Genomic DNA, 22194 nt, shown 5'->3' with positions numbered 1-22194 from the left:
CGATCACCGCCTGCGACTTGTCGATGGCCGCCAGCTGCCCGGCCGAGTACGGCCGCCTGCAGCTTCTGCGCGGTGATGTCAGTGGCGAACTTGACCACTTTGTACGGACGCCCCTGACGGTCCAGCACCGGTTGTACGAGGCCTGGATCCAGATCTCGCGCTGGCCCTTGCCGAAGCGCCGGTACTGGCCAGCGTCATATTCGCCACGTCCCAGCCGCGCCCAGAAGTCACGGTATTCGGCGCTGCGCGCCTGCTCGGGATCGACGAACAGGGAATGGTGCTTTCCCTGGATCTCCTCCAGCCGGTAGCCCATCGCCTGCAGGAAGTTGTCGTTGGCCTGCAGGATGGTGCCGTCGAGGGCGAACTCGATGACCGCCTGGACCCGGTGCAGCGCCGCGACCTGCGCCTCGAGTTCGGCACGCCATCGGCCGCCGCCTCGACGCCGGAGCGGTGCTGGGGTGCCAGCGCGCCCAGCAGGGCACGCCACGGCGACCAACGGTATGCAGCTCGGCCGGCGCCTGCGCGCCCTGCCGTGAAGCCTGGAATGAGCATTGTCTGATCCTCGGTGTCCGGTAAGCGGTTGCGACCCGACGGGCGGGATGCCCGGCGGCAACTTCAGTTGCTTGGGACTACAGGTGCCGGCAGGCACCCCTCGAGCGGCTGGCAAGAACGTCTGGTGCGGGTGCGATCGGCATAGGGAGCGGCGGAACACACAGCGCGGGCCGCCCGTCGGGGCAGCCTGGGGTCCTGCAGCGGGCGACTGGAGCGGGATCCAGAGGGGATATCGGCGATGCGATCGGTGGCTTTAGCCGGATTCCGCGACGCCCGTCGCAACTTCAGATGCTGCTGCAGGGATGCGGTAGACAATCGCGGTGTACTTCACATTCTGCTCACGCGCGACGGGGACCCCGCCGAGTGATTCCGCCAGGCGCCGGCTGGGCATGTTCTGCTCGGCCCACCGGGTAGCGGAATGCGGCGCGGTCCAGCCGCCGGGATGCGAGCGCACGCACCGCCGCAACGGCCTCACGGCCATAACCATGCCCGTGCACTCGCCTCGGCGATCCAGATGCCCAGTTCGGGTTCCGCATCGGCAGTGCGATGCAGGCCAGCCAGGCCGAGAAACGCATCATCGGCGTATCGGCGGATCACGAACGTAACGTCGGTGCCATCGGCGATGGTGGGCAACCACGTCGACCAGACAGCGGCGAATGCGTGCTCCGACGCAGGGGGATCAAACGCCATGTAGCGGGTCAGCCCCGGCGTGATCGCGGCAAACGCCTCGCCTGCGTCCTCCGGCGTGAAGGGCCGGAGCTGCAGCCGCCGGCTGTCGATGGTCCAGTCGTCGGGGGACATGTCGCGCGTCGTTGCTGTCATTGGGCATAGCCTCGCCGGGACACCGATGCAGTTCAAGCCGAAAAGGTTTGCATGACCAACGGGAGATCCCGTGGCAAGATGAAAATGGCCAGCATGCAGCGAACCGCAGGACGCTCACTGACACGGAGATCGCATGTTCCCACGCTTTGCCAGTTTCCTGATCCTGGGCCTGTGCAGCAGCGGCGCCCTCGCCGCCGACGCCACCTATCGCCCCAGCTTCCACCCCGACCAGCTGAAGGGCCCGCCTGCCGGGCGCCCGAACGAAGTGCTGGTACTGGGCACCACCCACTTGTCCGGCCTGCCCAAGTCCTTCCAGCCCGCCTTGCTTGAACCGTTGCTGCAGCGACTGGTCGCCTGGAAGCCCGAGCTGATCGCCACCGAAGACCTGTCAGGCCTGCAGTGCGATTTCATGCGTCCGCTACCCGGCACGCTATGCAGAGAGCGTGGCCACCTACTGCTTCGACACCACCGCTGCGCAGGCTGCGACCGGACTGGACGTGCCTACGGCGAACAACCCAGGCCGATGCGGCTGCTTGCAACCTGGCCGAAGGATCCGGCGCCCGCCCCAGCGTCGTCGGCTTGCTGCATTGTTCCTGCAGCGGGCGAACGCGGTTCGGCGCAGGTGCAGTGGCTGCGCCTGCCTGCGCCCGAGCGCAAAGGCGGTGATGGGACTGACACCGGCCCTGGTCGAGATCCTCGACAAAGGCCTGGTTCGCCGCAATGAAACCACCTGATCGCCGCCGAAGTCGCCGCCCGCCTCGGGCATGAACGGCTGTGGGCGGTGGACGACCACACGGCCGATTCCCCCACGCCCGCCGAGGATGAAGCGGCGGCCAGCGCGGCCATCACTGGTGCCTGGAACAATGCCTATACGCAGGCACGCAAGGACGCCGATGAACGTTTGATCGCCGACCTGGACAAGCCCGACGGCGTCATGGCGCTGTACCGGGCGTACAACGACCCCGCGGTGGCGATGACCGCTTACCAGAGCGACTTCGGCGCGACGCTCGTCGAGCCCTCACCCAAGGCCTTCGGCCGCAACTACGTCGGCTACTGGGAAACCCGCAACCTGCGCATGGTCGCCAACATGCGCGACGTGCTGGGCCAGCACCCCGGCAGCCGCATGCTGACCATCGTCGGTGCCTCGCACAAGGGCTACTACGAGGCCTACCTCAACCAGATGCACGATGTGCAGCTGGTCTCGGCGGACGAAGTATTGCGTTGACAAAGCTCCCAACAGCTGGGGATACGGTACACGTGATCGTAGCCACCACATGGAAGGAACCCGTATGAAGCGATGGATTGCAGCACTTACTGTCATTGGTCTTGCCAGCACCTTTCAGGCTGTTGCCTGCGACCTCACTCTCGACAACGGCGGTGACCTTGCCGCCTGCCGTTGCCACGACAGCGGGAAAGAAGATCTGCCTGCGGCCAGGTGTCTATGTCACTGGCCCGGCGCCTTTGGAAGTTCCTGCGGGAACCACCATCGAAGGTTGGGCACGAGCATGGCCGATGTGGTGGTCTCTGCGTATGGTGCGCCGCAAAAGGCAATCGGACTCGGCAGCAACACCATGCTGCACAATTTCACGCTGACGACGGGAGTAGGCGGGAACTTTGCGTTCTCGCCTACCATCAGGATCGCGTCATCATATGGAGCCTTGATATTGTCGGCTTCCAGATCAGCACCGGAGTCGTCGGCGGCAAAGGCATTGAAATATGGGATACCTTCATGCGCGGCAATGGAATTGCTGGCAATGGTGTGGCCGATCCAACCTTTGGATTACCGACGCACGGGACGTCACCATCCTCTATGGGCAGCTCACCGGCCGCAAAGATGGACCAGGAGGGCGACGGAGAAATGGCCATCTACAATTCGAGTAACGTCATGATCGACGGCGCCCGTGTCATCGACTCGGGAGCAAGCGCCATCTATCTGGTGAACTGCGTTGATTGCACCATCAAGAATTCAGTGATTGAACGACCTGGGGAATGGGGAATCGACGTCGTGCAAGGATCACATCGCTTCCTCGCCGAGAACAACATGGGTCAACGGCGCGAACTACGGCGGAGCTGTTTTTGAAACGTCCGGGGGGGCAAGCGCTACATTCCGTTCAAATCGTTTTGTTTTCAACCGGCGTATGGGTGTAGGCAACTGCAACGGCATCAATGCCAAGGGAGGGATCGCGGGTGTCCAGTCCATTGGCAACTCGTCGATTCCCACAGGCGACCTGTGCAGCTTTCCCTGAAGCAACATGACAGTACGGTTGGTCAGCGCCTCCTCCGGCCACCTCGCCACAGCAGTACGCTGGCCATCAACGTGCAGGCCAGCGTCAGCACCAGCGACGCCACCACGCCGCCGTGCAGCACCGGCAGCATCGCCTTCGCATGCAGGTCGTCGCGCAGTTGTTCCAGGCGCAGCCAGCTGGCCAGCGCCAGGCACCAGCCGACCATGGCCGGCGCATAGGCGGCAACGACGTTTCGATTCCAGGCCATCATCGTCAGCTCTGTTGTCCGGGGGAGTGGCGATTGTTCCGCCCCGCCCTCTCACAGGCTGAGACCGCCTGCCGCCGCTACCGCGACCAGCCACCGCCCAATGCCGCCATCAGCGCCGCACTCGCCTGCAGCTGCCGGCTCTGGATGTCCTGAAGCCCCAACTGCGCCTGGCGGGCATCGGTCTGCGCGCTGACCACGTCCAGATAGCTCACCGCACCACCGGTGTAGCGGTCATGCGCGATCTGCTCCGCACGCTGCGCGGCCTGCACCGCCTCCTGCTCGTGGCCGCGCTGGGCATCGAGCTGGCGCAGCAGGGTCAGCTGGTCTTCCACCTGGCGGATCGCCGCCAGCACGGTGGCCCGGTATTGCGCCGACGCAGCATCGAATTCGGCCTCGGCCCCGGCCTTGGCAGCCTTGCGTCGGCCGCCATCGAACACCGGTAGTGCAGCCAACGGGCCGAGTGCCCAATAACGGTTGCCCGCATCCAGCAGGGCGCTGCCACCCGAGGTCTGGCCACCCAGCAACCCGGTCAGGCTGAGCTGCGGGAACCACGCGGCGCGGGCCACACCGATGCCGGCATTGGCGGCGAACACCCGCCGCTCGGCGGCAGCGATATCCGGCCGTCGCTGCAGCAGGTTGCTGGGCAGATCGGCCGGCATCGTCGGCAATGCCGGCAGGCCTGCAGTAGCGACAGTGAACCCGCTGGCTGGCCTGCCGACCAGTTCGGCAATGGCATGCCGCAGCAGGTCGTGGCGCGCATCGAGCGCATCCAGATCGGCCTGCGCGCTCGCCAGCTGATGCCGCGCACGGGACACATCCAGCTCCGACGCGATCTCGCCACGGAATCGGTCTTCGGTCAGCGCCAGCGCCTGCTGGTAGTCCTCAATGCTCCCGCGCAGGATCAGCTGCTGCGCCTCGGCGCCCCTCAGCTGCAGGTAGAGCCCGGCCAGCTGCTGCGACAGGCTCAGCCGCGCGGCGGCCAGGTCGTCGCCACTCGCATCGGCGCGCGCCCTGCCGGCGGCCGCCGCGTTGCGCAGCCGCCCCCACAGGTCAAGATCGAACGACAGCGAAAACGTGGCGCTATTGCTGTCATAGATGGCCGGCTGGGTCGCGCTGCGCAGCGGCTTGTCATCGGACTGGCGCTGGCGCACCGGACCCGTGCTGAAGCCGATCTGCGGTGCGCGCGTCGATGCCACTTCGCCCGCAGCGGCGCGTGCGGCATCGTAGTGCGCCACCGCCTGCGCCAGCGTCGGATTGGCCTGGCCCAGCTGTTGTTGCAGCTGGTCCAGCACCGGGTCATCGAAGGCCTGCCACCACGCCGGTGCCATCGGTGCAGTGGCCACCGCCGCCTCGACCTGCTCGTAGGCCGCCGGCATCGCCACCGACGGCACCTGGTAGGCCGGCGCCAGCGAACAGCCGCCCAGCAGCAGCGTCGCCAGCGCAAGCGCAGCGACACGCTCAGCCGCGGGCATGCGCGGGCTCCTGCTCACCGGCTACCACACGCACATGGTCACCTTCGCGCAACGCATCGGGCGGATTGGGAATGACCCGGTCGCCCGCCTTCAAGCCGCGGTCGATGCGCAACGTGCTGCCCAGATCACTGACGATATGGATGTCGCGCAGATGCACGATGTCCTTGGCGTCGACCACTGCCACCTGCGTACCCTTGGCACGGAAGATCAGCACCTCGGCCGGCACGCTCACGCCGGCGCCGCCGTCCTGCAGCGGCAGGGTCACTTCCGCGTAGCTGCCGGGCAGCAGTGCGCCGTCGGCGTTGTCGACCACGAACTGCGCCAGCAGGGTGCCCGAGCTGCGATCGATCGCACTGGAATCCCCCTGCAGCGTGGCGGTGAAATGGCGCCCTTCCTGGCCTGGCACCTGCAGCGTGGCCTGCAGCCCGGAGCGGATGCTGGCCGCGCTGTTCTGCGGCACCGGCACCATCAGGCGCAAGCGGTGTGTGTCGGCGATGTTGAACAGCTCGCGACCGCTGTCGTCGGCACGGATCAGCTGGCCGACGTCGGTCTGCCGTGAAGTAACGGTGCCATCGAAGGGCGCGCGCAAGGTGCGGTAGCGACCAAGCTCCTGCAACCGCGCATAGTCGGCCTGGGCCGCTTCCACGCTGGCCTGTGCGGCCACCGCATTGGCCTGCTTCTCGTCGGCTTCCTGGCGCGACACCGAATGGCTGCCGAGCATCCCCTGCCAGCGCTCGGCGCTGACCTTGGCCAACGCTGCGTCTGCCTGTACCTGCAGCAGGTGGGCGTGGGCCTGGGCGATCTGCTGATCCAGTTCCGGGCTGTCGATCACCGCCAGCACCTGGCCGGCCTTGACCGCCTGGCCGATGTCGGCACTCCACGATTTCAGGTAGCCGCCCACGCGGGCATGGATCGGCGCCTCGGTCCAGGCACTCAGGTGTGCCGGCAGGGTCATGGTTCCTGCAGCGCCCTGCCCGCCAGCGATGACCACCTGCACGGACGGGACCGCCTGGCGCTCAGTCCACTCGACCACGGCGTGTGCCTGCTGCGCGCGCAGGGCAAGACCACCGGCCACCAGGGCGAGCGCAACAGCCGCGGCCAGGAGCAAGGGACGGCGCAGCGAACGCTGCGGCAGCGAAGACTCAGACATGCAGGGGTTCTCCGGCAGGAGCAGTACGGGTTTTGCGGGAGTGGGCCAATGCGAACACCACCGGAACGAACAACAACGTGGCGCAGGTCGCGAGCAGCAGGCCACCGATCACCGCGCGGCCGAGTGGCGCGTTCTGTTCGGTGGACAGTGCGGTCGGCAGCATGCCCAGGATCATCGCCAGCGCTGTCATGCAGACTGGGCGGAACCGGGTGAATCCTGCTTCAAGCGCGGCCTTGGCCGCGTCACCATGCTCGGCCAGGCGCTCGCGGCAGAAGCTGACCACCAGGATCGAATTGGCCGTAGCCACGCCCATGCACAGGATGGCGCCGGTCAACGCGGGTACCGACAACGTGGTGTGGGTCAGGAACAGCATCCAGACCACGCCGGCCAGACCCGCCGGCAACGCGGTGATGATCACGAACGGATCGGTCCAGGACTGGAAATTGATGACGATCAGCAGGTAGATCAGCACGATCGCCGCCAGCAGGCCGTAACCGAGGCCGGTGAACGCGACGTGCAGCGCATCGATCTGCCCATGCAGGCCGACCTCGGTACCCCGGGGGCGCTGGCCGGCCATGCCATCGATGACCTTCTGCACATCGGCCGCCACCGCGCCGAGGTCCCGATCCTGCACGCTGGCGTACAGATCCAGCGTGGGCTGCACGTTGTAGTGGGTGACCACCGCGGAACTGGCCCCGCGCTGGATGTCAGCCAGGCCGCCCAGCACCTGCGGAGTACCGCTGCTGCCAGTCACCGGCAGCGCCTGCAGCGCGGCCAGGCTGTCCATGCGGTATTGCGGCGTGGCCGCCACGACGCTGTAGGAAATGCCATTCTTCGGGCTCAGCCAGAACGTCGGAGCAACCTGGCCGCTGCCGGCCAACGACGCCACCATACTGTTGGTGACATCGCGTTCTGTGATGCCCAGGCCATTGGCGCGCAGGCGGTCAACATCCACCTTCAGGGTCGGATAGCCATCAGGCTGCTGCAGGCGCAGGTCGACCAGGCCCGGCACGTGGCGCAGGCGACGCTGCAGCTCCTGGGCATAGGCGCGGTTGCCGGCGGCATCCGGCCCGGCAATGCGCACGTCCAGCGGTGCCGGCGAACCGAAGTTGAGGATCTGGCTGCTGGTATCGGCGGGCAGGAACGCGAAGCTGACACCCGGGAAGGCGGCCGGCAGCACCTCCCGCAGGCGCCGCGCATACTCGGCCGCATCGCCGTGGCCCGGCTTCAGTGACACCTGGATGTCGCCATCCTGCGGGCCGATGGTGCCGCTGGCGCTGTAGGCCATGTTGATGCCGGTCATTGGCAGGCCCAGGTTGTCGACGATGGCGTCGATCTCATGCGCCGGCACTTCCTGGCGGATGCGCGATTCGATGCGATCAAACGCCGCTGCGGTTTCCTCGATGCGGGTGCCCAGCGGCAGGCGTACGTGCAGCGACAACGCGCTGGCTTCGGTGGCCGGGAAGAAGTCCTGGCCCAGTGCCGGCAGCAGCGCGAAGGACACCATCACGCAGGCCATGAAGCCGATCAGGAAGCGACCGCGATGTGCCAGCGCCAGACCGAGCAGTGCGTGGTAGCGGTCACGGGTGGCGGAGAAGCCGGCCTCGAAACGCTGCTGCCAGTGCACCAGCGTGGCCGTCAGGCGTGCACGACGCGGCCGCGGATGATCACCCTCGTGATGGTTGAGGAACGCGTCCTCGGGATGATGCCCGACCCCGCCTTCCACGCGATGCGGCCGCAGCAGGTACAGCGCCATGGTCGGCACCAGGGTGCGCGAGAGCACGAAGGAGCTGCCCATGGCGAAGATGACCGCCAGCGCCATCGGCCGGAACAGGTAACCGGCGATGCCATCAAGCAGGAACATCGGCACGAACACGATGCAGATGCACAGCAGCGATACGAACGCCGGGCCGACGATCTGCGCGGCGCCATCGAGGATCGCCTCGCGCACACCCCTTGCCCTGCTCCAGATGCCAGTTGACGTTCTCGATAGTGACCGTGGCATCGTCGACCAGGATGCCCACGGCCAGCGCCAGGCCGCCCAGCGTCATCACGTTGAGGGTCTGCCCGGCGGCCGACAGCAGCGCGATGGCCGACAGCACCGCCAGCGGGATCGAGGCGGCAATGATGACGGTCGAACGCCAGCTGCCGAGGAACACCAGGATCATCACACTGGTCAGCAGCGCGGCGATGATGCCCTCGCGGGCGACGCTGCTGATCGATTCGCGCACGAAGGTGGACGCATCGCCCAGCAACGAGATCTTCAGCGACGGCGGCAGCGACTCCCCGATCTGCGGCAGCATCGCGCGGATGCGGCTGACGAGCGTGAGCGTGGATGCATCGCCGTTCTTCAACGCGGCCATCAGCACCGAATGGCCGCCGTTGACCCGCACGATGTTGGTCTGCGGCGGCGAGCCGTCGCGCACGTGTGCCACCTGGCCGATGGTGACCACCGCACCATTGACGGTCCGGATCGGCAGGTCATTGAGCGCTTCGATCTCGTTGGGGCTGTTGTTGAGCAGCACGGTGAATTCATTGCTGCCCAGCTTGGCGGTGCCGACCGGGGTGATCTGGTTCTGCGCCGCCAGGGCGTTGCCCACGTCCTGGGCCGACAGCCCCTTGGCGGCCATCGCCTGCGGGTCCAGGTCGAGGGTGATCTGGCGCTGCTTGCCGCCGTAGGGGGCGGGAATGGCCAGACCCGGAATCGAGGTCAATGGCGGGCGCACCGTGTTCTGCGCAAGATCGCGGATCTGCGACTCACCCAGCGTCGGGCTGGAGAACGCCATCTGCAGCACCGGCACGGTGGAGGCGCTGTAGTTGAGGATCAGTGGCGGCGTCATGCCGGCCGGCATCTGCTTGACCATGGTCTGCGAGATCGCGGTGATCTGCGCATTGGCGGTGCGGATGTCCACGCCGGGCTGGAAGAACACCTTCACCACGCCCATGCCGGCCAGCGACTGCGATTCGATGTGCGCGATGTCGTTGACGGTGGTGCTGAGCGCACGCTCGTACGGCGAGATCACCCGCCCGGCCATCGCATCGGGCGACAGGCCGGTGTACTGCCAGACGACGGCGACGACCGGGATGCCGATATCGGGAAACACATCGGTGGGGGTGCGCAGCGCGCTGAGCGGACCGACGATGCAGATGAAAATGGCCATCACCACGAAGGTGTAAGGCTTGTTGAGCGCGGTCCTGACCAACCCGAGCATGCGGCTCTCCAACGGTGCCACTGCCCACCGCGGGCAGCGCAGGCCGGCAAGTATCGGCGCTGCCAGCTAAAACAAGGCTGTGCCGCAGATGAAACATATTTCATGAAGGGATTTTGTTGCAGGGCTGCGCCCTGCACCTGCGGTAGTGCCGGCCGCTTGCCTGCAACAGCAGCAGCAACAGCGGGCATTCCGTGGGATGGCGGGGCGGTGTCGGAGTGCGGGGACGCCGTAAACCCACAGTGCCCCGCCTTCGACAGTTTCACGCGGCTGTTGAAAACTGAGACTGTTGGTCCGCGCGGCTGTTGGTAGGTGTCGACCGTTGGTCGACACATCTGTCAGATATCAAATTTCATTTGGGACCCGACCCAGTGCCGACCAACGGTCGGCACCCACCAGAAGCAGCTGGCACCAACAGCAGCGGAAAACTGTCGAAGGCGGGGTGGGTCCGGTTGCGGGGGTGTCCGCGGCATGGATGCCGCGGCCAAGTCCCCAGGGACGGGTTCACGGCGTCCCCCGCAACCGGACCCACCCCGCCATCCCACGGAATGCAGGCTTTTGAAGTTGACGTTGATTGCAGCAGGTGCAGGGCTGCAAGCCCTGCAAAAACACACATCCTCTACAGCAGCTGCGGCCGGCACAGCAGGCTGAAGCGGGCGCCGCCCAGCGTGGACTGCGCCACCTGCAGGCGGAACCCGTGCAGGCCCGCGATGGCTGCCACGATCGACAGGCCCAGGCCGAAGCCTCCCCCCTTGCTGGCCTCCGCACGGTGGAAACGCTGGAACACCAGGCTGCGCTCGGCGTGCGGTATGCCCGGGCCCGAATCCTCCACCACGATGCTGGTAGCCCCCTCCTCCACCTGTGCCGACAGCTGCACGCGGCCGCCTTCCGGTGCGAACCGGATCGCGTTGTCGAGCAGGTTGCCGATCGCCTCGAACAGCAGGCCGCGGTCACCCACCACGCCCGGCAGGCCAGCGGCCAGTTCCAGCTGCAGCCACTGCCCCTTCTCCTCCGCCAGCGGCGCGTAGAACGCATGGATCTCCTGCAGCAACGCTTCGGCGCCAGCGTGTCGAACCCGGAGCGGCGCTGGTGGTCTTCCAGCTCGGAGATCCGCAGCAGCGCGCGGAAACGCACCATCAGTGTGTCCGTTTCTTCCAGCACCTGCTCCAGTGGCAGCGCCTGCGGATCACCGTCCTGTACCTGCTGCCGCATGCGGTACAGCTGCGCACGCACGCGCGTCAGTGGCGTACGCAGATCGTGGGCGATGTTGTCGCATACCCCTTTGACCTCGGTCATCAACTGCTCGATGCGGTCGAGCATGGCGTTGACGATGGCCGCCAGCATGTCCAGTTCGTCGCGGCGGTTGGCCAACGGCAGGCGCTGGCCCAGGTCGCCGGCAACGATCCGCGCAGTGGCCTGCTCGATGGCCTGGATGCGGCGCAGCGGCCGCCGCCGCAACAGGTGCCAGCCAAGCAGCCCCGGCAGCAGGGTCAACGACACACCCCACAGCAGGGCGTCGAGGATCAGGTGGTTGACCTCGTTCAATGGCCCGCTGTAACGCACCAGCACCAGGATGCGGCCGTCGCGGGTCGGCATCGCCAGGCCGAAACCGCGCTTGCCGCGTGCGTTCACATCGGCAATCGGCAGGCCGGACACCGGATGCGCGCTGCCATCGAGCGGCAGCTGCGCCGGCAGCGACTTCAGCATGCCGGCAATCGGCTGCCCGTCGGGGGTGAACAACCCGTAGGCATCGATGCCATGCAGGTCGTAGCGGCGGTTCTCGCGCAGCGCTGCGGTCAGGCCATCACCGGTGAAGTGCTCGAACAGGTGCGCACGTTGCAGCACCGCCGACTGTGCCAGCTCGTCCAGGTACAGCGACACCCTCCAGTACAGCACCCCCAGCAGCACGCACGACCAGGCCACGAACAGCAGGCTGTACAGGCCCAGCAGGCGACTGCTGGAAGAGCGCCAGCCGTCAGACAGTTTCGCTGAGGACATAGCCGCTGCCACGCACGGTACGGATCAGCGACGGCGCGTCGGCCTGGTCCAGCTTGCGCCGCAGGCGGCCGATGTGCACGTCGATCAGGTTGGTGCCCGGGTCGAAGTGATAGCCCCACACTTCCTCGAACAACATCATCCGGGTCAGTACCTGGCCGGCGTTGCGCATCAGGTATTCCAGCAGCTTGAACTCGGTCGGCAGCAGGCTCAGGCTGCGCCCGCCACGGTGGGCGGTGCGCGCCAGCAGGTCGAGCTGCAGATCCCCCACGCACAGCAGGGTCTCGTTGCCGGCCGGGCGCTGGCGGCGACGCAGCAGCACCTCCACCCGCGCGGCCATCTCGTCTGAGGCGAACGGCTTGGTCAGGTAGTCATCGCCGCCGGCACGCAGGCCGCGCACCCGCTCATCGACATCCGACAGCGCACTGAGCATCAGCACCGGCGTGTCGATGCCGATCCGGCGCAGGGTGGTGACGATGGCCAGGCCATCCAGCCCGGGCAGCATGCGGTCCAGCGTGATTGCGTCGTAGTCGCCACTGGCCGCGCGCACCAGGCCTTCGCGGCCGTCGGCCACCCAGTCCACCTGCAGGCCATGGCTGCCCAGCTCCGCCACGATCTCTTGGGCCGTGATGGCGTCATCCTCGATGGTCAATACGCGCGACATGGGCACCGCTGAAGTCCAGACTGGCCATGCTCGCCAAATCAGCCGGCGCGGGCAAATGAAACATCCTTCATCCATCCCCGTGGTGCGGGCCGGTTCAGCCCGGTTCGCCGTCCTCACCCGGAAGCTCGGACAGCTCGCCCTGCACCTGCACGTTGTTGCGGCCCATCGCCTTGGCCCGGTAGCACTGGGCATCGGCCGCAGCCACCGCCTGGTCCACGCTCATGCCGCCGGCCAGCGGCGCGATACCGATGCTGGCACCGATCCGCAGCCGGTCCTGGTCCCAGGGAATCGACAGGGAGGCCAGCGTATGCAGCAGTTCACCGCCGATACGGGCCGCACGACGTGGCGTACAACCGGACAGGATCACCGCGAATTCGTCACCGCCCAACCGCGCCACCACATCCGAATCGCGCACGCCATGGCGCAGCACGCTGGCCACCGCCCACAGCACGGCATCGCCGGCCAGATGGCCCCAGGTGTCGTTGACCGGCTTGAAGCGGTCCAGATCGATGTACATCAGCGAGGCGGCCTGGCCGGTGCGCTCGACGCGGGTGATCGCCTGCTGCAGGTGCACCTCGAAGCCGCGACGGTTGCTCAGCTCGGTCAACGGGTCGATCTCGGCCAGGTGGCGGGCTTCGCGCTGGCGCGCACGCTGCTGGGTATCGTCACGCAGCACCCAGACCGCGCCGCGCACATGGCCTTCGTCATCGCGCAGCCAGGCGCGGGTCAGGTCCACCGGCACCGTTGCCGTGCCCAGCCGCAGCAGCAGGTCGGCGTGCAGGTCCACCGCATTGCTCTCCGGGTCCAGCAGCACCGACACATCCAGTACCGAGCCGGGCGCGTACTCGGTGGTCAGCGCCAGCACGTCCTGCACCTTGTGCCCGGCCAGCGACAACGCGCCATCCCCGGCCAGGGTGCGCACCGCGGCCGCGTTGGCGTAGTCGATGCGGCCATCAAGGCTGACGCTGAGCACCAGGTCGGCCACCGCATCCAGCGTGATGCGGCTGCGTTGTTCACTCTCGAACAGGCGCTGCTCGCTGCTGCGCTGGGCGGTGATGTCCTGGATCTGCGACACGAAATGCAGTGGTTCGCCGTGCTCGTTGCGCACCAGCGACACCGACAGCCGCGCCCAGATGATGCGGCCGTCGCGGTCGAGATAGCGCTTTTCCAGGTGGTAGTGGCTGCGTCGCCCGGCCAGCAGGTCCTGCACCAGGGCCAGGTCGGTCTGCAGGTCATCGGGATGGGTCAGCCGCTGGAAATCGACCTGCAGCAGCTCTTCGCGCGGGTAGCCCAGGATCCGGCACAGCGCGTCGTTGACGTCCAGCCAGCGTCCCTCCAGCGAGACCAGGGCCATGCCCAGCGCCGCAGACGTGAAGGCGCCCGCGAACTTCTCCGCCGATAGCCGTGCCTCAGCGCGCGCCTGCAGGATCTCGGTGATGTCGATGGCCATGCCGACGTAGCCGATGCGCGCTCCATCAGCACTCTCCATGCGGCTGATCGACAGGCGCACCTGGCGTGACTGACCATCCTTGCGCAGCAGCGTCCACTGCCGCGAGTAGGTCTGCCCGTCGGCACGCGCGCTCAGCGCCTCGAACACGCCGGGAAGATTGCCATCAGCGTCGGCCAGCGGCTGCAACCAGGCTTTCAGTTCGGCTGGATCGTGGAAGGCGTCGAGCCGGCGCTGGCCGACCACCTCCGCCGCGCTGTAGCCCAGCAGGCGCTCCGCCCCCGTGTTGAACAGGGTGATGGTGCCATCGGTATCGGTGGCGATCACCGCCACCTCATCGGACGCATCGACCACGGCCTGCAGGCGTTGCCGGGTCTCGGCCGCGTCCTGCCTCGCCTGCTGCAGCTCGGTGACGTCGGCATGCGCGCCCGCCATCCACAACGGCTTGCCCTGCCCGTCCCATTCGAAGACCCGCCCGCGGTCCTGGATCCAGATCCACTGCCCGTTCTTGTGGCGCATGCGCAGCAGGCAGGCGTAGTTGTCGGTGCGGCCTTCGAAATGCTCATCCAGCGCCGCATCGGACAGCGCGATGTCATCGGATGGACCAGCTTCAGGAACGTCTTCTGGCAGATCGGTTCCAGCTCATCCAGGCGGTAACCGACAATCTCGGCCCAGCGCGCGTTGACCCGCATCTCGCCGCTCTGCACGTTCCATTCCCAGGTCCCCGCAGCGGTACCGTCGATGATCATCGCCAGGCGACGACGCTCTTCCGCCAACTCCTGCAGGCGGCGCTCCAGCAGTCCATTGCCGTGGCTACCCTGGCCCGGCATCAATCCGGTCCCCTGCCGGCACGGGCAGGCGCCGACCGCAGCGGAACGCTGCGGCCTGCAACGAAGATGGCGGGTCGTGCTGGCGTCATGGCCCTCCCCAGCGACAGCGGGGAGGCCAAACGCCCCCCTCAGGCGCAAGTGTGCGCAATCACGGGGAAAACCGACAAGTCCCCCGCCCCGGATCAACCGTGACGGGGGGCACGATCCTCAGCTGCGCTTGGCCCGGGCAAAGGCCTCGGCGAGGGCATTGTTGGCCGGCGGCGCAGACTGGGCTGGACGGCCGCCAGCACCCTGGCCGCGGTTCGGCCCTCGGTTCTGTCCGCCCGCGTCACGGCGCGGCCCCTGGCCTTGGCCGCGCTCATCGCGCTGGCCCGGGCGGCTGGTGGCCTGGCCGGGGGTATCGTCCAGGCGCCGGGTCAGGGCGATGCGCTTGCGCGGCACGTCCACCTCCAGCACCTTCACCTTGACGATGTCACCAGCCTTGACCACGTCGCGCGGGTCCTTCACGAAGGTATCGGAGAGCGCCGAGATATGGATCAGGCCGTCCTGGTGCACGCCGATATCGACGAAAGCGCCGAACGCGGCCACATTGCTGACCACGCCTTCCAGCACCATGCCTTCGCGCAGGTCCTTGATGTCTTCGACGCCCTCGGCGAAGCGCGCGGCCTTGAACTCCGGACGCGGGTCGCGGCCCGGCTTCTCCAATTCCTTCAGGATGTCGCGCACGGTTGGCACGCCGAAGGTGGCATCGGTGAACTGCTCGGCCTTCAGGCCACGCAGGAAGCTGCCGTCACCGATCAGCGCCTTGATCGGGCGCGCGGTGCTGGCCACGATGCGCTCGACCACCGGGTAGGCTTCGGGTGCACCGCCGAGGCGTCCAGCGGCTGGTCACCATCGGCGATACGCAGGAAGCCGGCACACTGCTCGAAGGTCTTTTCGCCCAGGCGCGCAACCTTGAGCAGGTCCTTGCGGCGCTTGAACGGGCCGTTGTCGTCACGATGGCGCACGATGTTCTCGGCCACGGTGGAAGACAGGCCAGACACGCGCGACAGCAGCGCGGCCGACGCGGTGTTCACGTACACACCCACCGCGTTCACGCAGTCCTCCACGCGCGCATCCAGCGCCCGCGCCAGGCGGTACTGGTCCACGTCGTGCTGGTATTGGCCAACGCCGATCGCCTTGGGCTCGATCTTCACCAGTTCGGCCAGCGGATCCTGCAGGCGGCGCGCGATCGACACCGCGCCACGCAGCGACACGTCCAGCCCCGGGAACTCCTTGGCCGCGAACTCGGACGCCGAGTACACCGACGCACCGGCCTCGCTGACCACCACTTTCTGCAGCTTCGGGTTGGCGACAGCCTTGATCGCTTCGCCGGCCAGCTTGTCGGTTTCACGGCTGGCAGTGCCGTTGCCGATCGCGATCAGTTCCACGTTGTGCTTGGCGCACAGCTGCTTGATCGTCTGCAGCGACTGCTCCCACTGGCGACGCGGCTCATGCGGGTAGATGGTGTCAGTGGCGACCAGCTTGCCGGTGGCATCGACCACGGCAATCTTGCAGCCGGTACGGATGCCCGGGTCCAGCCCGAGTACGGTCTTCGGGCCGGCCGGTGCGGCCAGCAGCAGGTCCTTCAGGTTGTCGCCGAACACCGCGATGGCTTCGGCTTCGGCCTTTTCGCGGGCCTGGTTGAACAGGTCCAGCAGCAGATGGGTGTGCAGCTTGGCGCGCCAGGTCAGGCGGCAGGCATCCAGTAGCCAGCGGTCGGCGGCACGGCCCTGGTCGGCGATGCCGGCCTTGCGCGCCACGCGTCCCTCGGCGTACTGGTGGCCGGCCTCGGCATCGCTGCCCGGGTCCAGTTCCAGGAACAGGATCTCCTCGCGGCGCGCACGGAACAGCGCCAGCAAGCGGTGTGATGGAATCTTCGCCAGCGCCTCGGCATGCTCGAAATAATCGCGGTACTTGGCGCCTTCGGTTTCCTTGCCCTCGCCACGCGGGCGCGGATCACGCCGGTCTCGCCCAGCCAGGTGCGCAGTTCGCCAACCAGCGCGGCATCTTCGCCCCAGCGCTCCATCAGGATCGCGCGGGCGCCTTCCAGCGCGGCCTTGGTGTCGGCCACGCCCTTGTCGGTGTCGACGAAACCGGCGGCAAAGACCTGCGGGTCCTGCGTCGGGTCAACCAGCAGGCCGTCGGCCAGCGGCTCCAGACCGGCCTCGCGGGCGATCTGGGCGCGGGTACGGCGCTTGGGCTTGTACGGCAGGTACAGGTCTTCCAGCCGGCTCTTGGTATCGGCTGCCAGGATGTCGTTGCGCAGTTCGTCGCTGAGCTTGCCCTGCTCGCCGATGCTGGCCAGCACCGCCGCGCGCCGGTCTTCCAGTTCGCGCAGGTAGGTGAGGCGCACTTCCAGGTTGCGCAGCTGGGTGTCGTCCAGGCCCCCGGTCACTTCCTTGCGGTAGCGCGCGATGAACGGAACGCTGGCGCCTTCGTCGAGCAGGCCGACGGCGGCACGTACCTGGGCGGACTGGGCGCCGATCTCGTCGGCGATGGTCTGGGCGATCTGCTGGGCGAGCGCGCTCTGGGCGTTCTTGGCGTCGTGCATTGCTTCAGGTCTGTGCCGCGTTTCGGGAAGACCCCATTCTGGCAATCCACGACGGAGCCGGACAAGGCATTGACAGGGGGCGAGGTTCAGCGGCGGGGCCGGAGTGGACGCCGGCATCCTGGCGAAGAGAGGGCTCGGACTGGCCCGGGGCTGGGATGCCGGCGCGGGCGCACGATGGTGGGCGCGCCCTGCCGCGTGTTGCGAAGGTCAGCGGTAGTGGCGGGCGGCGCGCTGCATGACGATGTCGTCACGCATGCTTTCCAGGGCCATCAGGCGGACCTTGCCGACACCCTGCAGTTCCATGAACCGCTCCGTGTAGAACTCCGGCCCCAGCGCGGTGTCGGCGCGGGATTTGCTGAAGCCGTAGGGCACCACGCCCTTCTCGCCATCTTGCTACCACCGACATAAAGAACGATTGCCATGTGATGTATTCCTCCAAATTGCTACTGCGTACTGCACTCGATGAGCGATGCTGCGAGCTCATCGAGGGAGAGCTTACCGCGTCGAACCTGACTGGAACGTCACGAAGGCTAATGACGATCGGTTGCATGCAGATGACTGCGGGATCGCAGCAGAATGCTTACGGATCTTTAACTTCCGACTAACGAATCGGGGGTTTCCAGCCAACGGCGCAGCCCCTCGTGGCTTGGTCGCGGAATGCGCTTCATGCGATTGGGCCGGGCGGGATGGGTTCGCGGGACACGCCGTAAACCCATCCATGGGGGGCTCGATGGCGCCATCCATGGCGCCAACGGTCCCGCGACCCCATCCCGACCGACCCCTGACAGTTTCCGTGCGCGTCCAGCCACGGAAAAGAAAAAGGAAGATCAAAAGCAAAAGCAGCCTGGCTGGCCGCTTTTTGTAGAGCCGAGCCCATGTTCGGCTCACGAGCAAGCGCAGCGCGCGACCCGCTTCTGCTGTTCTTTATTCTCTTCCGTGGCCTGGCGCGCACGGAAACTGTCAGCGGCCGGGTGGGTGGGGCTGGCGGGGTATCCGCGGCATGGATGCCGCGGCTAAGCCCCCATGGATGGGTTCACGGCGTCCCCGCCAGCCCCACCCACCCGGCCAGCCCCCAGGAAGCAGGCATTCCGCGACCAAGCCACGAGGGGCTGGCCGTTGGCTGGAACCTACGGCCACCAGCCACGCCCGAACCGGCGAAATGATCCGCCGCGCGCTCGAACGGATTGCGCGCGCTCACCCCGCCGCACAGCAGGTACACCGGCAGGTACAGCGGCCCCAGCACCATGTACTGGTAAACGTGCGCGCGCTCGTGGTCGTCCAGCCGGATCAGCGGCTCCACGCCCCACCCGGCCTGGTGCGCATAGGTGCGGCAGGAAATGCCCAGGTCATGGCCGGTATGCAGGATCACATTGCCCAGCGTGATCGCCCCGCCCGGCCCCCACGGCCAGCGTCGAACACCAGGGCGCAGTCCCGCCCGCTCCAACGCAGCGTCGCGCCGCCGAGCATGCGGCCAGGCCACCGATCAGGCCGAGCAGGGAATTGGGGGACGCCCATGCCGCGCCCAGCACCTGCAGCGCGCGCAGCCAGACCGGCCAGGGCTCCGGAGCCGTCTTCAATCGGCCTCGTTCGGCATCAGCAACCAGAGGATCAGGTAGACCAGGATGCCGGGGAAAGCCGCCGAGCCGATCGAGACCAGCAACGAACACGATCCGCACCAGCGTGGGGTTCCAGCCGAAGCGGTGGGCGATGCCGCCCATCACGCCGGCAATCATGCGGTCGTTCAGCGAGCGCGACAGCGTCTTGGGCGTGGTGTTCATGGCGGCGTCTCCTCGGCTTGCGGACAGAACCAGTCGAGCATGGCTCGACTCTACACCCGGGCCGTGTCTACGGCGTGCGGTGACGCAATGCCTGCAGGCGTGCACCGAACCAGGCCGCTGCCGTCTGTTCAGGCTGCCCCGGGCACTGGATGCGATAGGGCTTGCCGCTCATGCTGCTCTGGCTGGCGGCGCGCTCGATGAACTGCTCGGCGTTGTCCACCATGTCCTTCTTCAGCAGGTAGTCGTACTTGCGCTGCAGGTGCGCGCGCGCATCGCTGCCGTCGTACCAGCTGCCATTGCGCTGGAACCGGCATTGGGAGCCGTCCAGGCTGGAGATCAGCTGGGCGATCTCCCGCCGTGCATCCGCACTGGGTGCGGCGTGGGCAAGGGGCGCTGCCAGCAGGGCCGCAAGAATCAACCAAATCGGTACGTTCATCATCCCCCAAGTCAGTCGAACATGGCTCGACTCTACAGGGTCGCGCGCCTTCAGCCAGCCATCGATCGTGGCCGGCACTTCGCGCTGCGCGCGGCCGGACACGTAGATGCCGATATGGCCGCCACGGAAACTGGACTCGGTGTAATCCTCGGTGCCCAGCGTCCACGCATTGCGCGCGAGGCATCCGGCGGCACCAGATGGTCCTGCTCGGCATAGATGTTCAGCACCGGCAAGGTCACCTGCGACAGATCCACCGCTTCCTCGCCGATCCGCACTGTGCCGTTCACCAGCCCGTTGCCCTGGTAGAACTGCTTGATGAAGTCGCGGAACGCCTCGCCCGCAAGGTCCGGTGAATCGAAGATCCACTTCTCATGCGCAGGAAATCCTCCAGCGCCGCCTTGTCATCGAGGATGTCGAGCAGGCCGACGTTCTTCTGCACGTTCAGGCGAACGGCTTGAGCATCAGGTAACTGGCATTCATCAGGTCGGCCGGATGTTGCCCAGCGTATCCACCAGCAGGTCCACGTCCACCTGCCGCGCCAGTGCGAGAGCATGTTGTCGGCGGTCTGGAAATCAACCGGGGTGACCATGGTGATCAGCTTGCCCAGCTTCTGCCGGCGCAGCGCGGCGTAGCACAGCGCGAACCACGCCGCCCTGGCAGATGCCGAGCAGGTCGACCGGGCCACCACTGCGCGCGCGCAGCGCATCCACCGCGCCATCGATGTAGCGCAGCAGGTAGTCCTCCAGGGTCTGGAAGCGCTCCGAGCGATCCGGGTAGCCCCAGTCCAGCACGTAGACATCCTGGCCCAGCGCCAGCAGCTTCTGCACCAGCGAACGATCGGCCTGCAGGTCGACCATGTACGGCCGGTTGACCAGCGCATAGACGATCAGCAGCGCGAGCGCCGGGTCGGCGCCTGCTCGCCGACGAAGCGGTACAGCACCACCTTGCCGTCGCGCCAGACTTCCTCGCGCGCGGTCACGCCATAGTCCACGTCTTCCACCTGTGGCAGCAGCTTCAGCCCTTCCATCAGCTTGCGCTGCATGGCCAGGGTTTCCTGCATCAGGTCATCGGCGTTGAAGCCCAGCGGTCCTTTCATCGGTCACGCGCCCGCGTGGAAGTGCGAGGTGCAGCCTTTTTCGCGGGCGCCTTCTTCGCAGACACCTTTTTCGCAGGAGCCTTCTTTGCCGGCGCGGCCTTCTTCGCGGCCTTGCGCGGGGCAGGCTTCACCTTCGCCGGTGCCGGCTGCGCCACCGGATCGACCTCGCCCGTACGGCCATGGCCACCACCTGGCCTGCAGGCGAAGCAGGCTGCGCTCCAGCTCGGCGATGCGGCGGTGTGCGGCGTCCATCTCGCTGCGGGTCGGCAGGCCGATCCGTTCACTCATCTGTTCCACCTCGCCGCTGCAGGCCGGCGCGCAGCCGCATCTGTGCGTTGCCCAGCGCGGCGTACACCTGCTGGAACGGCTCGGACATGGCGACCTTGGCGTAGGCTCTTCTGCCACTTCAATCCACAGGTCGAACATCGCGCGGGCACTGGTCAGCTGGCTGCCGGCTGCTCGTGCTCGGCCAGCCGCTGCTCGAACAGTGCGAAGGCCTCGTCCAGCGCCTGCTTGATCTGATCGACGTATGCGCGCGAATGCTGCTGGTATTCCTCCTGCGCACGCAGCAGGGCCTGCCAGCGCGCCTGGTGCTCGCGGCCGGGCCCGAACGGCCGGGCTCTGCAGCCACGGGCCGGCCTGCAGCTGGAACTGCTGCAGCCAGGCGGCGAACTCCGAACCGCGGCGCCGGCGTGGGTGCTGCCACGGGCGCCCTGCAGCATCCATTGCAGCATGCCGTCACCCTGCCCCTGCACCGCTTCGCGCCAGGCCTGGGCGACGTCGGCACTACTGGCGTCGCGGGCCGGCAAACCGTGCGGCGACTTCCTGCATGGTGCCGTACCAGCTGCCCGCCTGTTCGCGGAACCGGCGCACGGCATCTTCCGGCGCGCCATGCGCCTGTTCGGGCAGCAGCTGGCCCCACCAGTCGAACAACCGCTGCCAGCTGCCGGGATCGTCACCGGCCGGTGCGCCGGGCGTGCTCGCATGGCGCAGGGCATCGCCCCAGGCGCCGAAGTACTGCCGGGCCAGCGTTTCGAAATCACTGCTGCCGGCGTCGTGGGCCGAGCTGGTCATCGCAGGCCTCCGCAGGGCTGGCTCATGGCTTGGGATACGCAGGGTCTTGCTGATCATCAGCGACCCGGACAGGGCGAACAACAGCACCATCGGTGCAGCTGCCACGGGCCGATCTGCCACTGGCCGAACCAGAAGTTCTGACCGATGGCATCGGTACCGGCGGCGATCGCCAGCACGATCACCAGCAGCAGGCTGGTCGGGATCGGGGTGCCCTCGAAATACGCGACCTTGCCCTCGTCGCCGGCCAGCGCCTCGGCGGTGACGTTGTAGCGTGCCAGGCGGCTGACGCCACAGCAGACGAAGTAGCTCAGCACCAGCCAGTCCCAGGCCGCCTGCATGCCGCACGCATACGCCAGCGCTGCCGGTGCCACGCCGAAGGAGATCACGTCGGACAGCGAGTCCAGTTCGCGGCCGAGGGTCGAGCTGGACTTGCGCCAGCGCGCGATGCGCCCGTCGAGGGCGTCGAAGATGAAGGCCAGCGGGATCAGCGCCATGCCGAACAGCAGGTAGCCGCGCTCGCCATCCTGCAGGAAGCGCATCGCGGCAAACACCGCACCGGTGCCGCAGAAAGCATTGGCCAGGG

The 22194-nt window shown here is 67.2% G+C and carries 12 protein-coding genes and 10 pseudogenes; 3 read left to right on the top strand and 19 right to left on the bottom strand.

Annotated elements, in window-relative coordinates; translation table 11 throughout:
- Positions 1-487, bottom strand: a pseudogene (locus AB1281_RS00330) (PAS domain-containing protein); the annotation flags it as partial.
- Positions 488-1023: 536 nt separating this feature from the next.
- Positions 1024-1353, bottom strand: coding sequence for a GNAT family N-acetyltransferase (locus AB1281_RS00325; RefSeq protein ID WP_430344795.1), 330 nt, complete (start codon positions 1351-1353; stop codon positions 1024-1026).
- Positions 1354-1507: 154 nt separating this feature from the next.
- Here AB1281_RS00325 and AB1281_RS00320 point away from each other — a divergent pair, with 154 nt between their 5' ends.
- The 3 genes from AB1281_RS00320 to AB1281_RS00310 all read left to right on the top strand — a co-directional run bounded on the left by AB1281_RS00320 (position 1508) and on the right by AB1281_RS00310 (position 3454).
- Positions 1508-2098, top strand: coding sequence for a hypothetical protein (locus tag AB1281_RS00320; RefSeq protein ID WP_430344794.1), 591 nt, complete (start codon positions 1508-1510; stop codon positions 2096-2098).
- A 6-nt stretch (positions 2099-2104) separates the two neighbouring features.
- Complete coding sequence (locus tag AB1281_RS00315) at positions 2105-2599, top strand: DUF5694 domain-containing protein (RefSeq protein WP_430344797.1); 495 nt, start codon at positions 2105-2107, stop codon at positions 2597-2599.
- A gap of 216 nt (positions 2600-2815) precedes the next feature.
- Positions 2816-3454 (top strand): right-handed parallel beta-helix repeat-containing protein, encoded by a 639-nt coding sequence (locus tag AB1281_RS00310; protein ID WP_430344793.1) that lies wholly within the window; start codon positions 2816-2818, stop codon positions 3452-3454.
- 188 nt (positions 3455-3642) lie between these two features.
- Here AB1281_RS00310 and AB1281_RS00305 read toward each other — a convergent pair whose 3' ends face one another.
- From AB1281_RS00305 to AB1281_RS00225, 17 genes and pseudogenes are all read right to left on the bottom strand, one after another.
- Positions 3643-3867, bottom strand: a complete 225-nt coding sequence (locus tag AB1281_RS00305) for a hypothetical protein (protein ID WP_430344792.1) — start codon at positions 3865-3867, stop codon at positions 3643-3645.
- A 77-nt stretch (positions 3868-3944) separates the two neighbouring features.
- Positions 3945-5339 (bottom strand): efflux transporter outer membrane subunit, encoded by a 1395-nt coding sequence (locus AB1281_RS00300; RefSeq protein WP_430344791.1) that lies wholly within the window; start codon positions 5337-5339, stop codon positions 3945-3947.
- Positions 5326-6489: an efflux RND transporter periplasmic adaptor subunit gene (locus tag AB1281_RS00295; protein WP_430344790.1), complete on the bottom strand. Its 1164-nt coding sequence runs from the start codon at positions 6487-6489 to the stop codon at positions 5326-5328. Before AB1281_RS00295 ends, AB1281_RS00300 begins: the two co-directional genes overlap by 14 nt.
- The gene (locus AB1281_RS00290; protein WP_430344789.1) at positions 6482-8440 is read right to left on the bottom strand and encodes an efflux RND transporter permease subunit; all 1959 of its coding nucleotides are present in this window, start codon (positions 8438-8440) and stop codon (positions 6482-6484) included. The genes AB1281_RS00295 and AB1281_RS00290 overlap by 8 nt, the downstream gene beginning before the upstream one ends.
- The gene (locus AB1281_RS00285; RefSeq protein ID WP_430344788.1) at positions 8340-9701 is read right to left on the bottom strand and encodes an efflux RND transporter permease subunit; all 1362 of its coding nucleotides are present in this window, start codon (positions 9699-9701) and stop codon (positions 8340-8342) included. Before AB1281_RS00285 ends, AB1281_RS00290 begins: the two co-directional genes overlap by 101 nt.
- 616 nt (positions 9702-10317) lie before the next feature.
- A complete protein-coding gene (locus tag AB1281_RS00280; protein WP_430344787.1) occupies positions 10318-10749 on the bottom strand; it encodes a sensor histidine kinase in 432 nt (143 codons plus the stop codon).
- A 308-nt stretch (positions 10750-11057) separates the two neighbouring features.
- Positions 11058-11294, bottom strand: a pseudogene (locus AB1281_RS00275) (two-component sensor histidine kinase); the annotation flags it as partial.
- A 379-nt stretch (positions 11295-11673) separates the two neighbouring features.
- Positions 11674-12357 (bottom strand): response regulator transcription factor, encoded by a 684-nt coding sequence (locus AB1281_RS00270; RefSeq protein WP_014037608.1) that lies wholly within the window; start codon positions 12355-12357, stop codon positions 11674-11676.
- A gap of 94 nt (positions 12358-12451) precedes the next feature.
- Positions 12452-14634: pseudogene (locus AB1281_RS00265) on the bottom strand (PAS domain S-box protein).
- A 207-nt stretch (positions 14635-14841) separates the two neighbouring features.
- Positions 14842-17227 (bottom strand): annotated as a pseudogene (locus AB1281_RS00260) (Tex family protein).
- 207 nt (positions 17228-17434) lie between these two features.
- Positions 17435-17649, bottom strand: a pseudogene (locus tag AB1281_RS00255) (hypothetical protein).
- Positions 17650-18354: 705 nt separating this feature from the next.
- Positions 18355-18804, bottom strand: a pseudogene (locus AB1281_RS00250) (hypothetical protein).
- Positions 18801-19005 (bottom strand): annotated as a pseudogene (locus AB1281_RS00245) (PspC domain-containing protein). Before AB1281_RS00245 ends, AB1281_RS00250 begins: the two co-directional pseudogenes overlap by 4 nt.
- A 67-nt stretch (positions 19006-19072) precedes the next feature.
- Positions 19073-19444: a YfeK family protein gene (locus tag AB1281_RS00240; protein WP_430344796.1), complete on the bottom strand. Its 372-nt coding sequence runs from the start codon at positions 19442-19444 to the stop codon at positions 19073-19075.
- Positions 19445-19483: 39 nt separating this feature from the next.
- A pseudogene (gene phaC, locus AB1281_RS00235) lies at positions 19484-20537 on the bottom strand (class III poly(R)-hydroxyalkanoic acid synthase subunit PhaC); the annotation flags it as partial.
- Positions 20534-21611, bottom strand: a pseudogene (gene phaE, locus AB1281_RS00230) (class III poly(R)-hydroxyalkanoic acid synthase subunit PhaE). The pseudogenes phaC and phaE, both read right to left, overlap by 4 nt.
- 30 nt (positions 21612-21641) lie before the next feature.
- Positions 21642-22192, bottom strand: a pseudogene (locus tag AB1281_RS00225) (CDP-alcohol phosphatidyltransferase family protein); the annotation flags it as partial.
- Between the last annotated feature and the right edge of the window lie 2 nt (positions 22193-22194).

The sequence above is a fragment of the Stenotrophomonas sp. NRRL B-14846 genome (assembly GCF_050473585.1).
Taxonomy (GTDB): domain Bacteria; phylum Pseudomonadota; class Gammaproteobacteria; order Xanthomonadales; family Xanthomonadaceae; genus Stenotrophomonas.
The sequence above is the reverse complement of the archived record's forward strand: the minus strand, read 5'-3'. Positions and strand labels throughout refer to the sequence as shown.

Coding starts and splice junctions, on each gene's coding strand:
- AB1281_RS00305 (WP_430344792.1), bottom strand. CDS start 3,867: ATGGCCTGGAATCGAAACGTCGTTGCCGCCTATGCGCCGGCCATGGTC.
- AB1281_RS00320 (WP_430344794.1), top strand. CDS start 1,508: ATGTTCCCACGCTTTGCCAGTTTCCTGATCCTGGGCCTGTGCAGCAGC.
- AB1281_RS00285 (WP_430344788.1), bottom strand. CDS start 9,701: ATGCTCGGGTTGGTCAGGACCGCGCTCAACAAGCCTTACACCTTCGTG.
- AB1281_RS00240 (WP_430344796.1), bottom strand. CDS start 19,444: ATGATGAACGTACCGATTTGGTTGATTCTTGCGGCCCTGCTGGCAGCG.
- AB1281_RS00325 (WP_430344795.1), bottom strand. CDS start 1,353: ATGTCCCCCGACGACTGGACCATCGACAGCCGGCGGCTGCAGCTCCGG.
- AB1281_RS00300 (WP_430344791.1), bottom strand. CDS start 5,339: ATGCCCGCGGCTGAGCGTGTCGCTGCGCTTGCGCTGGCGACGCTGCTG.
- AB1281_RS00270 (WP_014037608.1), bottom strand. CDS start 12,357: ATGTCGCGCGTATTGACCATCGAGGATGACGCCATCACGGCCCAAGAG.
- AB1281_RS00295 (WP_430344790.1), bottom strand. CDS start 6,489: ATGTCTGAGTCTTCGCTGCCGCAGCGTTCGCTGCGCCGTCCCTTGCTC.
- AB1281_RS00310 (WP_430344793.1), top strand. CDS start 2,816: ATGTCACTGGCCCGGCGCCTTTGGAAGTTCCTGCGGGAACCACCATCG.